Genomic DNA, 12,462 nt, shown 5'->3' on the forward strand with positions numbered 1-12,462 from the left:
TTTCTGTCCTGGTACCGATACGATCGCGATGTCATCAGAGAATTCTGTCGGAGTTGTTGTGCCGCAGCGAGTGCACTTTGCCCAGCCGCTGACGCTGAAAAGCGGAGCGGTGCTGCCCGGCTTCGAACTGACTTTCGAAACCTACGGCACGCTCAACGGCGAGCACTCCAATGCCGTGCTGGTTTGCCACGCCCTTTCCGGGAGCCACCACGTCGCCGGGCAGTATGCCGACGATCCGGAGAACATCGGCTGGTGGGACAATCTCGTCGGTCCGGGGAAGCCGCTCGATACCCGGAAGTTCTTTGTTGTCGGCGTCAACAACCTGGGTGGTTGCCATGGTTCGACGGGTCCGCTGTCGGTCAATCCGGAGACCGGCAAGCGCTACGGCGCCGATTTCCCGATGGTGACGGTCGAGGACTGGGTAGCGGCACAGGCACGTCTGGCAGACCATCTTGGCATCCAGACATGGGCGGCAGTGATCGGCGGCAGCCTCGGCGGCATGCAGGCACTGGCGTGGTCGCTGCAGTTTCCTGACCGCATCCGGCACGCGATGGTGATCGCTTCGGCGCCGAAGCTGTCGGCGCAGAACATCGCTTTCAACGAGGTGGCACGGCAGGCGATCATCTCGGATCCCGATTTCCATGGCGGTTACTACGCTGACCATGCCGTCATCCCGACCAGGGGCTTGCGACTTGCGCGGATGGTCGGCCACATCACGTATCTGTCGGATAGCCAGATGGCCGAGAAGTTTGGCCGGCAGTTGCGTCACGGCGAGCACAAGTTCAGCTACGACGTCGATTTCGAGATCGAGTCCTATCTCCGCTATCAGGGCAACAAGTTCGCCGGCTTCTTCGACGCCAATACCTACCTGATGATGACCAAGGCGCTCGACTACTTCGATCCTGCCTATGAGTACGACGGGAGTCTGGCGGCGGCGCTGGCGCGCGCCAGGGCCAGTTTCTTCGTCGCCAGTTTCTCGACCGACTGGCGTTTTGCACCGGTACGCTCGCGTGAGATCGTCTTTGCGCTGCTGCACAATCGCCTGCATGTCGTCTATGCGGAGATCGACTGTGACGCCGGGCATGACTCGTTCCTGCTCGACGATGGACACTACCATGCGCTGCTGGCCGCCTATCTGGAGAACATCATCGTATGACGGAGCACGAGAGGAGAGTCAGGGCCGAGCAGCGGGAGCGCTTCGACTTTGCCGTGATTGCCAGCTGGATTCCACCCGGTGAGCGTGTTCTCGACCTGGGCTGCGGTGACGGCAGATTGCTGCGCTACCTGAGCGAAACCCGGGATGTCAGTGGTTACGGTGTCGAGATCGAACATGAAAGCGTTCTCGGCTGTATTCGCAACGGGGTTGATGTGATCCAGATGGACATCGAGTGTGGGCTGTCCGGCTTCGAGGACAACTCCTTCGACCATGTGGTCATCTCGCAGGCGCTGCAGACGATGCGCACCACCGAGCGCATCCTGACCGAGATGCTGCGGGTGGCGGCCGAGGCGGTGGTCAGCTTTCCCAATTTTGCCTATCGAGCCAACCGGGTGGCGATTGCCGAAGGGCACATGCCAGTCTCGGAGGACCTGCCCTACGACTGGTTCGATACGCCGAACGTGCGCTTCTTCACGATTTTTGACTTCGAGGACTTGTGCAGCAGGCTGGGGATCGAGATTCGCGAGCGTCTGGCTTTCGACGAAACGGGTCGCGAGGTCAGCCACGATCCCAATCTGAACGGCAGTCTGGCTTTCTATCGCCTCGGACGAAAATCCTGATGCCCGACTGGCTACGCCTGCTGCTGACCAGGCGGATGCTGATCTGCGTGTTTACCGGCTTCAGCTCGGGCCTGCCGCTGTACCTGCTGCTCAACCTGTTGCCCGCCTGGTTGCGCAGCGAGAGCGTCGATCTCAAGACCATCGGCCTGTTCGCGCTGATCCAGTTTCCCTACACCTGGAAGTTCCTCTGGGCGCCGCTGCTCGATCGCTATCGCCTGCCGCTGGGTCGGCGGCGCGGCTGGATGATGGTCTCGCAGATTGGCCTGCTGTATTCGATTGGCCTGCTCGGTGGCTTCTCACCGTCGACTAATCTGACCCCGGTGATCTGGTTGTCGGTGGCGCTGGCTTTCCTCTCTGCGACGCAGGACGTGGCGTTGGACGCCTTCCGGCGCGAGATTCTCAGCGATCAGGAACTCGGCCTGGGCAACTCGGTGCACGTCAACGCCTATCGGATCGCTGGTCTGGTCCCCGGGTCCCTGTCGCTGATCCTCGCGGACCTGCTTCCCTGGGGGCAGGTCTTCTGGATTACGGCTACCTTCATGTTGCCGGGCATGGGGATGGTGCTGCTGGTCGAAGAGCCGGCCGTGGTCGGGGCACCGAAAACCTTGCGCCAGGCGGTAGTCGAGCCCTTTCACGAGTTTATCGGTCGCCAGGGATGGTCGGGGGCGCTGACCGTGCTCGGCTTCATCTTTCTCTACAAGCTGGGCGATTCGCTGGCCACGGCGCTGTCCACCCCCTTCTATCTCGACCTCGGCTACAGCAAGACCGACATCGGCATGATTGCCAAGCATGCCGGACTGTGGCCGGCGGTCTTCGGTGGCTTGCTCGGTGGCCTGTGGATGGTCCGCCTGGGTATCAACCGGGCGCTGTGGTTGTTTGGGCTGGTGCAGATGGTGACCATTCTTGGTTTCGCCTGGCTGGCGTGGCGCGGCGTCCAGCCAAGCATCGACGGCTTTGACCGGGCAGCGCTCGCTGGGGTCATTGCTGCCGAGTATCTGGGTGTCGGTCTCGGTACGGCGGCGTTCACCGCCTTCATTGCGCGCGCCACCAATCCGGCCTTCACGGCAACCCAGTTTGCACTGTTCACCAGTCTCGCCGCTGTTCCGCGGACCTTCATCAATGCCAGCGCCGGCGCGCTGGTCGAGTCGATGGGCTGGGTCAGCTTCTTCATCCTCTGTTTCGTCCTTGCTGCGCCGGGCATGGCCCTGCTGCTCAAGGTTGCGCCATGGAACGAGATACCCCCGTCGCCGAAAGCCTGATCGCTGCCGCCCGGCGGTTGTCGGCAAGTCTGTCGACGCTCACCTTTGCGCCACCGGTCAGCCATCTCTACAACCCGCTGACCTATGCCTGGGCGGTGCATGAGCGGTATCTGCGCCGCTATGCTGCGAGTACCCGGCGGGTGGTGTTCCTGGGCATGAACCCGGGCCCTTTCGGGATGGTGCAAACCGGCGTGCCGTTCGGTGAAATCGCCGTCGTCCGTGACTGGCTGGGGCTCGAGGCGATCGTGCAGAAGCCGGCAGCGGAAAACCCGGCGCGGCCGATCGAAGGCTTCGCCTGCGCACGTTCGGAGGTCAGTGGGCGACGGCTCTGGGGCCTGTTCCGCGAGCGCTTCGGCAGCCCCGATGTTTTCTTTGCCGAGCACTTTGTCGCCAACTACTGTCCCCTGGCTTTCTTCGATCATGGCCGCAACCTGACCCCGGACAAGCTGGCGGCAGCGGCGGCGGCGCCGCTGAGGGCGGCCTGTGACGCTCATTTGCTGGCCCTGGTGTCCGCCATGCAGCCGGAATGGGTGATTGGCATTGGCGCTTTCGCCGAAGCGCGTGCCGCCGAAGCGCTGGCGGGGACGCATGCAAGAATCGGTCGCGTGCTGCATCCGAGTCCCGCGAGCCCGGTTGCCAACCGCGGTTGGGCGGAAGCGGCGACCAGGCAGCTGGTCGCCCTGGGCGTCTGGGATTGAAACTGCCTGCCTGTCCGGCTCTGGCCCGAGTCAACGGGCAATGGCGACGTTCCTACGCTTGACCGGCTGCGCCGCGACGGGCGGGGTTGATGCCGAGTTCCGACATCTTTCGGCGCAGCAGGCGCCAAGTGCGCCAGACAAAGTACCCGCGTTTGCTCCAGCGCCACACGCGGCCGGGTTGCAGGACAACCAGCACGACGACACCGGCAGCGACGACTTCCGGGTGCTGGCCGAGGTAAGTACCGGCCTTGCGTACGGCCGCGACTGCACGATCAGCGGTCTCCAGGGCGTCGCCAACCGGCTGTAGTTGCTGACCCAGCAGCTGGCGCTGGTTGCTGATGCGTTCGAGCAGTCTGCCGCGCTCGATGGCGAGGCTAATCAGGTCTTGATTCATTGCCGGCCGCGCCCTGCAACTGACGAAGGTCTTTGCCAAGCTCGGAAATGCTGGCTGCAAACAGGCGGTTGCTGCGCGTCATCGTACGTCGCAGAGCGAGATAAGCGAGGCCGCTGCCAGCGAGGAAGAAGGCGGTCAGGCCACCGAGGATGGCCAGCCGGTTGTCCCAGAACAGGACGAGCAGCACGCCGATGGCCAGAATCGTGGCGACCATGAGGCAGAAAGCCGCCACCTGCGACAGCAGCAGGAGGTGGACCGCACGCAGCTTTTCTTCGCTGATTTCGTTGGCGAGAAGTTCAAGACGCGTGCGCCCGGTAGCCAGCAGTGTCGCAGCGCTGTTTCTGGTGGCAGCCAACAGGCCGCCGCTTGCACTGCTGGCGGATTCGCTCATCTCTCGGACGGGTCCGCTTAACGCCGGCCGATGATCACGCCAAGCAGCAAGCCAATCCCGGCGGCAACGCCAACCGCGCGCCACGGATTTTCGTGCACATAGTCGTCGGTGGCACGCGCTGCGGCTTTGGTGCGGTCGACCAGCGCGGCTTCGGCATCAGCCAGGCGCAGCTTGGCATCGCGTAGACGTTCGCCAAAGCGTTCGCGCAAATCACCCATTTTGTCGCCGGCAACGCCGGCAGTGGCGCGCAGGATTTCCTCTGCGTCTGCGACCACAACCTTCATGTCGGAGACGAGTTTCTGTTTGTTGGCGGTGGAAAGATCGGTAACTTCAGACATGGCGAACCTCACAGTGGAAGGTGATGACAGGGAAAGCGATGGTGCAACAGCAGACCTCGACGAGATACTCACATTATAGAAAACGCGGGCGAAGATCAATGAAAAGAGGCAACTCTGCCGGAAACAAGCGATCTGGTTGCGCTCAGCTTGCGGCCAATGCCCCTGGATAGAGCTCGTCAAGCAGCGAACGTGCGGCTTCCCTGAGGAAGCTGTACACGCCGGCTTCAAGGTTTGCCGCATTGGCGGCCAGAGTGCGCTGTGCCCAGAGGGCGGCAAGCGCTGGCTGGCGGGCTGCCACGGTCTGCTGCACGATTTCGCGCCAGAACGGCGGGTACTCGCTTTCCTTCCATTCGCCACGGCCACGGCCGAAGTGCGCCACCGCGAGGTAGCGCAGCAGGGCGGAGGTGATCAGCCCATCGAGCAGTTTGTCGTCCCAGCGCACTTGCGCGTCGCTGTGGCCGCGCAGGACGTTGACCCCGCGTGCCAGCCCGGCGCCGCCGGCGGCGCCGGCGATTGCCCCGAGCAGCGTGCCGGCACCGAAGCTCAGACCGCCTGCCGCGAGGTCGGCGGCCAGGCCCGACAGGGCGCCCGACACCACGCCGCCGAGTGCCGCGGCCTTGCCCTGGTGCATCGGTCCCTGCGTTCGCACATGCTCGATCAGCCGCTCGCGCACCTCGTCGGCGGCGTGGCCAGAGAGGCCGTGGATGGTAATCAGGCGCTCGGTGCTCTCGCGCAGGCCGGCGTCGAGGCGGCTGGCGAGCGCGCGCGCTGCCCGCTGCTGGTCGTCGTTTTCCTGCTGGCCGGCGACCAGCGAGCGCAAGGCATCGCGCAGCGTGTCCCGGAAGCGCGGGTTGGCAAGCCTTTCGACGTCACAGGCAGCGGCGGCAATCGGTGCGGCCAGCGCCGTCATGGCCTGGTCGAACTGCAGGTCGCGCCGCGTCTGCCAGGCACCGACCAGCCGTTGGTAGGCGTCGCCCTTATCGGTGGCGACGAGCGGCGCGAGGGCTCGCAGCAGCACGATCTCCTGCACCCAGCAGCGCGCGAAGGCGTCCAGTGCGAGTACCTGGCGGACCAGGGGGTGGGCGCGCAGCGCCTCACGCCAACGCGCTTCATCGGTTTCCTCTGCAGCGCGCGGGCGAGGCCTTCCCGTCTGGTTGAGCAGCACGACGACGGGCCGGCCAATCCACGCCAGCACTTCGAGCTCGGGGGCGAGATAACCGGCGTCGGCCGGGGCTTCGGAGGCGTTGACCAGGTAGAGGACGACGTCGGCATCGTCGCGGACGTTGCGTACGGCCTGTTGCGAAAGATAGAAGGGCTGGTTGCGGAAGCGGTCCCAGACTTGCGAGAGGAACCAGCCGATCGGGTTGCCCTGCTGCCGGAGTCGCCGCGCGAGCCGCACGCTGTCACCGAAGCCGGGGGTGTCCCAGAGTACCAGCGCGTCGCCTTGCGGCGTCTCGATCAGCGGATACGGTGTCGCCTCGGTCGTGACGTGCGGCGCGTCACGCACCTCGCCAACGTCGCGCCCGAGCAGCGTGCGAGCGAGCGTCGTCTTGCCGGCGTTGGTGTGCGAGATCAGCGACAGCGCAATCGCACCAGCGGCGCCGCTCATCGGGTCGCCTCGGCAAGCGCAGTTTCGATGGCCGTCTGGGCGTCGGCCAGTTGCGCAGCGGCCGACGTGAGGTCCGCCCCCGCCGCCGCGAGATCGGCGAAGGCACAGGGCACCTGCTGTTGACCGCATAGTTCGCGCCAGGCGCGACGCCGTTCCTCGGTGCGTGCAGCGCCTCTGCCCCAGCGGGCGTTGAAGGCACTCTCGTCCACCAGCGCTAGCAGCGCGCCGGCTGGTCTGAAGCGGGCGGCAGTAGCGGTGAGGAAGGCCCCGTGCGCTTCGCGCTCCGGCGTTGCGGTGGCGTTGAACAGGACGATCACGCTCGCCGCAGAAGTGCTGGCCGGGACCATGGGCAGCGCATCCTCGCCGCCATAGCCGACCGGCGGGCTGATCGTCAGCGCCGCACCAGCGCCGAAGGCGCGCGCGACGAGTCGCTCCAGCCCGGCCGTTGCCGTCGGCGGAACCGTATAGCTGTAGGGCACGACAGATACCCGGGCTGGCCCGCCATCGAAGTCGCGCAGCAGCCGCTGGAAGTACGGATCTTCGAGCGCAATCGGCAGATTCGTCGCGCGATGACGTTCGATCAGCCAGGCGAACAATCCGAGCAGCAGACGCGGGACGATCACGACGACGGCCACGGTCGCAGCCATCAGGTGCAGCCAGCGGGCGGCGTTTTCACCGCCGGGTGCGCGGATCGCCTCGATCTCCCCGGCGGCAGGAACGGCAATGCCGGTCAGCGCCGTGCCCGGAGACAGTGCGATGCCGAGCAGCTGGTGCACTTGACCGGCATCGAGGAAGGTGCTTTGCCAGCTCGCACGATACTCGAACACCATGCCTCGCAGGTAGAGGCCGGCCAGCAGGCCCGCGGCCAGCAGTGCGGCGGCGAGGTGGAGAATGCGCGCCGCGCGCGCAGCGTAGAGCGGGGCGGCGATGCGCGACCAGTCGCTTGCCAAGCGGGCAAGCACAGTACCGAGTTCGCCTCCGGCGTGCGGCGTCAGCAGCCCGGCAGCCAGTCGTGTGACCGCCTGCCGCAATGGTCCCGACGGCGCCTCCTTGCCGTAGCCGGTGGTCAGGCGGACCGCGAGCAACCCGTAAACCGCGAGATTCCATGCCAGCAAGGTCAGTACCGGCGGCGTCAGCACGTTGATTCCCTGGCTATTGCCGATGCGGTCGATCACCACGCCGGCAGCGAACGCGGCGGCAACGATGACGGTGCCCAGCCAGGGTCGCCAGCGCAGCGTGCGCGCAGCTCGCGGCACGGCCTTGAAGCGTTCGCCCAGGCGAGCGAGCGCCAGCCGCGCGCGTTGCGCCAGGAAAGCCTGCGGCGAGCCGCCCTGGCCAACCACTTCGGCGGCTGCGCGACTCGCCCATGCCCGGTCGGCATCGGTCCATAGCGTGTGCGTGCGGTCGGCAGTCTCGAGCGCGCGTACTGCGGTGAGGTCGAGGGCGGTGCTTTCGGCAGGGCCCCTGCGGGTCGCCTGGCAGCCGGCAACATCGAGCCGCGTCAACGCCCCTGGCGCCAAACACGACACCTTGGGTGGTACAGGCATGGTCCCGGTTTCCGTGAGAGAACGACGGTGGCGAGCAGACGCTCAGGGTGGTCATGAGGGAAGAGTTCGAGCGGGTATTCTACCGGAACCGACGCAATGGGCGAATCATGCGGGGACTGCCCAGAGCCAGACGAACTATTGACCATTTCCCGGGCAGCATTGACCGAGCCAGGTCACTTGCTGGTCTTCAGGGCAACCCATGCTTGCGATGACGGATCAGGGAAAGCCGTCACGTAAAGGGTGACGTCCATCGGTTCGCTGTCGGCCTCCCTATGGTACGATTGCCGTTGGATTCTCGGGGACTGCGATGGCCTACGCGGAAAGCTCATTGATCAAGCTTCAGGACTTGGCCAGTTTTCTCGAAGAGGGGGATTTTGACGACAACATGCAGCGGCTGGCTGCGATGTCGGCAAGCGTTCTCAATGCGGAAAACTGTTCGCTGATGCTGCTCAGCGACGGCGAACCGGAAAGCCCCCGCATGCGCGTCTGCGGCAGCTTCGGGCCGCTGCCCGCGGCCGCCTACAACGAGTCCACCGATAGCGGTCAGGGAATTTCGGGGTGGGTGGTCGCTACCGGCCAAGCGCTTTTGATCGAGGACATTCAGCAATCCGAGTTTGCACATTGTGCGCGGCGTGCCGATGATCGACACAAGAGCCTGCTTTGCTCGCCGGTCCTGATCAATGGTCGTATTGTCGGCGTTCTCAACATCAGCGCGCATCGGCACGGGCGCGCCTTCAACACCGGTGACCTGCGGCTGCTGGAGGTGGTTGCGCTGTTCGTCGGGAAAACCATTCAGGCGGTGCAGTTGCAGAACATCCTGAATTCGCGTTTTGCCCAGTTGGCGCTCGTCGAGGCCGCGGAGAAAGACATCGGGCGGGCCCTGGCGAGCACTCTGCCGAATCCGGACCAAGTGGCCAGGATCGTGGCCAAATCCTTTTTCAAGGAAATGAGCCGTGCCGGCTTCGGATCCAGGCAGATCATCAACGCTGCTTCGGAAATCATCTCGCAACTGAGCAGCAGCCTTCGTCGCCACAGCCAGCGAATTGACCGGGAAAGTCCCGAACTGCCGAGAGAAGCAACCGCGCGAACTGCGGCTGCGACAAAAGCGGCCAACTGAGATCTGGTGAATGCTTGGCTGGCGAGCGTCTGTCAGGCAGCGAATCTGTTTCCTGAACGACTCATGCCGGCAACGGCGCCGCCATGACAGGAATCCGGCCAGTGGCGAGGTAAGCCTGGCAGCGTTCGATGTAGTCGCACGTGCTCCTGGGCATCGGCGTGCGCGCACGGGCGATGTAGAAGACGAGCGCGCGACCGTTACGAAGCAACTGGAGGCCATCGGAAACGCGGTGCAAACGCCGCGTGGTTTGACCGCGTAGCGGTTTTGATGCCGGTGTCGGCGTGAAGTTGGCCAGCCTTTCGCCAGCCGTGACCAGTTGTGCCCAGACATCGAAGATGTTCGGGTCGGTACGGAGGGTCTCCGCCTTGATCCTGGCCGCATTGGCAAAGTGCCGCACCGGTGCCTCGATCGCGGCAAAGGCGGGAATGCCGCTGAAGTTGGCGACCATGGCGTTGGCGATGCAGTCGATGTCGCGCATGCTCTGGCCGATCTTGATGTAGCGGCTCTCGTAGAACTCCTCGATCGACACCGAAAAGGCCCGGAAGGGCTCGCCCCACAGCTCATCGATCCCTTCCTCGCCGCTGCGGTGAAGGACGACGTGGCCGAGGTCCATCGCATCGAGCAGACATTGGCCACACTCACGCATCAGCGCGTCGTCGCTGGGGACCTCGATGCCGTCCGCCTGTAGCTCGACCAGCTTCCGGAAAATGTCGGTGGCGCGATTGAACAGGGCGCCGGCGAGCATCGCCGCCTTGACCCGCCGCCGGCCCGGGTCGGTTTCCGCCTGATAACTCTGCCGGGCTTCTGCCAGTCGGCATCCCGGAATATTCAGTCCGTGCTCGGTGTGGTTGAAGAGGCGCCGGGTCAGCGCTTCGATCAGCAGCTTCTTTGCCTGCAGGGAATCGGAGGGAACCGGGTAAGTCTTGATCCAGTAACCGTCATAGAGCACACGCTCCTCGTTGTCGATGATTCTGCGCGTCCCCTCAGGCGGCAGCGCTTCGCCAAACGAAGGTCGTTCGAGACGGTGGACATTGGTCATTGCTCTGATCTCAGCCAAGAAACTTCCTATCGGAAGCAAGAATCGTGCGCGCAACTGCCGCTTCAGCAACGCATTCTTTCGTATCCAGTCACAGCGTATCGGCAGTGGTTCTGGCTGTCTGTGCGCTCCATCACGGTGCTCGCAACATCTCGCCAGCGCACCGTTTTGATGCACGGGACAGCGCATGGCTATCGCCGAGCCAGAGTGAGCAAGGCGAGCCCCCATCACCCGTCGTTGGACGTAACCCTTCACCCAGCCAGTCTGGCCAGGGGGAACGCGGGGGCAAAGCGGGGGCAAAGCGGGGGCAAAGCGGGGGCAAAGCGGGCGGAATCGGCGGACGTGGCATTGTGGTGAGTTGGCAGCAGCCCGTCCGGCCGAATGCGCGATTGACAGCAACTGATGGCGCTACGCATACTCAGCGGCGGTTCCTCGGGTTTGCCTGCTGTGAAAACCTCTGTCTCCGCAAAGGCCACCGTCAGGTCCGGGTCGTGATCAAACCGGTCAAGCCGCGAGCGGCGCCGTCAGGGAGCAGCCATTCGCCATGTCCGAATCGTTTGTGTTGCAGAAGTTTCTGCTCCTCGGCGCCTTGTTCGCGGTGACCGTGACGCTGCTGGTGACACCGGTGGTGGTAGGTGTCTTCCGGCGAAAGGTGACGGCGTCGATGAACCGCGCTGCGCACGCTGCCGATCCCCTCGAGAGCAGCGGGGCAAGCCTGCCAACGGCCGTGCAGCAAGCGGTGCAGCCGGTACTGCCGCGCGTTCGTGCCGGCGACGCGCTTGTTGTCGCTGCGCGCGAAAGCTCCCTGGCACAGCAGGCCCACGGCAAGTTGCGGCGGATCGCGCTGGCTTACGTTGCTGGTGGTGTCGCGCAGGCGGTGGTGATCGCACTCGTCTTGCTCCTCGGCGGCGCCAGTGCCTACACCAGCCTGGCGATCGGGCTGCCCGTCGTGCTCATGCTGTCGCTGCCCGTGGTGCCGACGGTCTCGCAGGTCCTCTCGCCGCGGCCCGCAGTCCGCGCCCTGTGGGCTGTCGGCGGCCTGGTGGCGGCCTTGCTTCCGGCCGGTGCGGCGCGCGGGCTGGTCTGGAGCATATTCCAGCTCTACATCCTGATCCCGGCTGTGATTTTCGCAATTTTCAACCTGCGCTACTGGCGCGCTGCCGCGCCGTTGATCCTGGTGCTGGCGTTCGGCGCAAGCCTCGGCTGGCTGGTCTTCCTTGAATTTGGCCGGCTCATCGTCGGCGACAGTGCAGGTATCTGGCTGTTCCGTCTGGCAGGGCTGGCGGGCGGCACACTGCTGGCGCTGCCCGTCGCGCGGCACATCTGCGGCTGGTATGAAAGCAAGCGGAGCAGCGAACAAATGCTGTCCATCGACATCTGGTGGTTGCTGCTCACGTTGATCGAGACCACCATTCTCGTCATCACGCGCGACAGCCTCGGGCAACTGATCGCACTGGGCGGCTTTGCCGCATACTGGCTTGTCAGTCGTGCGCTGATCGGCGGTCGCCGCAGCGAGGACCCACCCGCAGCGCGGTTGCTCCTGCTGCGCGTGTTCGGCCATGGCCGGCGCAGCGAACGGCTGCTCGATGAACTGACGCTACGCTGGCGGCCGGTCGGTACCGTGGCGCTGATCGCCGGCCCCGACCTGGCGCTGCGCAACATCGATCCCAGCGAACTCTACGGCTTCCTGACCGGTGGCCTGGCGCGCGAATTCGTCAAGGACGGCGCTGATCTGGCGCAGCGCCTGGCGCGGCTTGACGAGCGTCAGGATCCGGACGGTCTGTACCGCGTGACACAATTCTTCTGCCATCGAAATACCTGGCAGCGCACGCTCGATGCCCTGGTTGCTGGCTGCGATGCGATCCTGATGGATCTGCGCGGCTTTGACGAAAGCAGGCTCGGCTGCCAGTACGAGATCGGCCGCCTGGCCGAATGCCTTGGCGAGAAACCGATCGTGCTCCTGGTCGATGCCAGCACTCGCGTTGACCTGGCGGAATCGCTGTTTCTTGCCGCAGTCCCGGCCAGCCGGCGTGCCGCACTGCCGGTTAACCGCCATGTTTTCGTGCTTGAAGCCGGGCGGTCGCCAGGCGATACAGTGGCAACGGCGACTCGCCTGTTGTTCGGCGCGCAGCCAGCCTGAAGGCGTCGGCCTGCTGCGCGCCGGCGGGCCAGCTGCCGTCGTCACCGGGCTTGAGACGCGCACGCCTGCGCCCTGGCAGTTCACCCGTGGCATGGATTGTCCGTGTCGCAAAGTATTCCCTGATTGACTGGGAACGCGACGCCCCTATACTTCAGCC

The 12,462-nt window shown here is 64.8% G+C and carries 12 protein-coding genes; 6 read left to right on the forward strand and 6 right to left on the reverse strand.

The genetic code is table 11. The features are described 5' to 3' along the window. Positions 1-28: 28 nt before the first annotated feature. The 4 genes from metX to V5B44_RS15600 are packed head-to-tail and all read left to right on the forward strand — an operon-like array spanning position 29 to position 3,733. On the forward strand, positions 29-1,156 hold the full coding sequence (gene metX, locus V5B44_RS15585; protein WP_332359917.1) for a homoserine O-succinyltransferase MetX: 1,128 nt from the start codon (positions 29-31) through the stop codon (positions 1,154-1,156). Next, positions 1,153-1,776: a methionine biosynthesis protein MetW gene (metW, locus tag V5B44_RS15590; protein WP_332359918.1), complete on the forward strand. Its 624-nt coding sequence runs from the start codon at positions 1,153-1,155 to the stop codon at positions 1,774-1,776. Before metX ends, metW begins: the two co-directional genes overlap by 4 nt. Beyond that, positions 1,776-3,035: an AmpG family muropeptide MFS transporter gene (locus tag V5B44_RS15595; RefSeq protein WP_332359919.1), complete on the forward strand. Its 1,260-nt coding sequence runs from the start codon at positions 1,776-1,778 to the stop codon at positions 3,033-3,035. Before metW ends, V5B44_RS15595 begins: the two co-directional genes overlap by 1 nt. Continuing rightward, complete coding sequence (locus tag V5B44_RS15600) at positions 3,002-3,733, forward strand: uracil-DNA glycosylase family protein (protein ID WP_332359920.1); 732 nt, start codon at positions 3,002-3,004, stop codon at positions 3,731-3,733. Before V5B44_RS15595 ends, V5B44_RS15600 begins: the two co-directional genes overlap by 34 nt. A 52-nt stretch (positions 3,734-3,785) precedes the next feature. On the opposite strand, the gene V5B44_RS15605 is transcribed toward V5B44_RS15600, so the two are convergent. The 5 genes from V5B44_RS15605 to V5B44_RS15625 form a co-directional block, all read right to left on the reverse strand. Continuing rightward, the gene (locus V5B44_RS15605) at positions 3,786-4,127 is read right to left on the reverse strand and encodes a YqjK family protein (RefSeq protein WP_332359921.1); all 342 of its coding nucleotides are present in this window, start codon (positions 4,125-4,127) and stop codon (positions 3,786-3,788) included. Further along, positions 4,108-4,518 carry a phage holin family protein gene (locus tag V5B44_RS15610; RefSeq protein ID WP_332359922.1) on the reverse strand — a complete coding sequence of 137 codons (411 nt, stop codon included), beginning with the start codon at positions 4,516-4,518 and terminating at the stop codon, positions 4,108-4,110. Before V5B44_RS15610 ends, V5B44_RS15605 begins: the two co-directional genes overlap by 20 nt. A 17-nt stretch (positions 4,519-4,535) precedes the next feature. Beyond that, entirely contained in the window at positions 4,536-4,856 is a 321-nt protein-coding gene (locus tag V5B44_RS15615; protein WP_332359923.1) for a DUF883 family protein, read from the reverse strand. A gap of 142 nt (positions 4,857-4,998) precedes the next feature. Then, positions 4,999-6,465, reverse strand: coding sequence for a DUF3482 domain-containing protein (locus V5B44_RS15620; protein ID WP_332359924.1), 1,467 nt, complete (start codon positions 6,463-6,465; stop codon positions 4,999-5,001). Beyond that, a complete protein-coding gene (locus tag V5B44_RS15625) occupies positions 6,462-8,012 on the reverse strand; it encodes a DUF2868 domain-containing protein (RefSeq protein WP_332359925.1) in 1,551 nt (516 codons plus the stop codon). Before V5B44_RS15625 ends, V5B44_RS15620 begins: the two co-directional genes overlap by 4 nt. Positions 8,013-8,340: 328 nt before the next feature. Between V5B44_RS15625 and V5B44_RS15630 the strand changes: the two genes are divergently transcribed. Continuing rightward, on the forward strand, positions 8,341-9,129 hold the full coding sequence (locus tag V5B44_RS15630) for a GAF domain-containing protein (protein WP_332359926.1): 789 nt from the start codon (positions 8,341-8,343) through the stop codon (positions 9,127-9,129). Between the two features lie 61 nt (positions 9,130-9,190). Here V5B44_RS15630 and V5B44_RS15635 read toward each other — a convergent pair whose 3' ends face one another. Then, entirely contained in the window at positions 9,191-10,168 is a 978-nt protein-coding gene (locus tag V5B44_RS15635) for a hypothetical protein (RefSeq protein WP_332360060.1), read from the reverse strand. Between the two features lie 541 nt (positions 10,169-10,709). Here V5B44_RS15635 and V5B44_RS15640 point away from each other — a divergent pair. Next, positions 10,710-12,305, forward strand: coding sequence for a hypothetical protein (locus tag V5B44_RS15640; RefSeq protein ID WP_332359927.1), 1,596 nt, complete (start codon positions 10,710-10,712; stop codon positions 12,303-12,305). The last annotated feature ends 157 nt before the right edge of the window (positions 12,306-12,462 follow it).

The sequence above is a fragment of the Candidatus Accumulibacter necessarius genome, assembly GCF_036625085.1.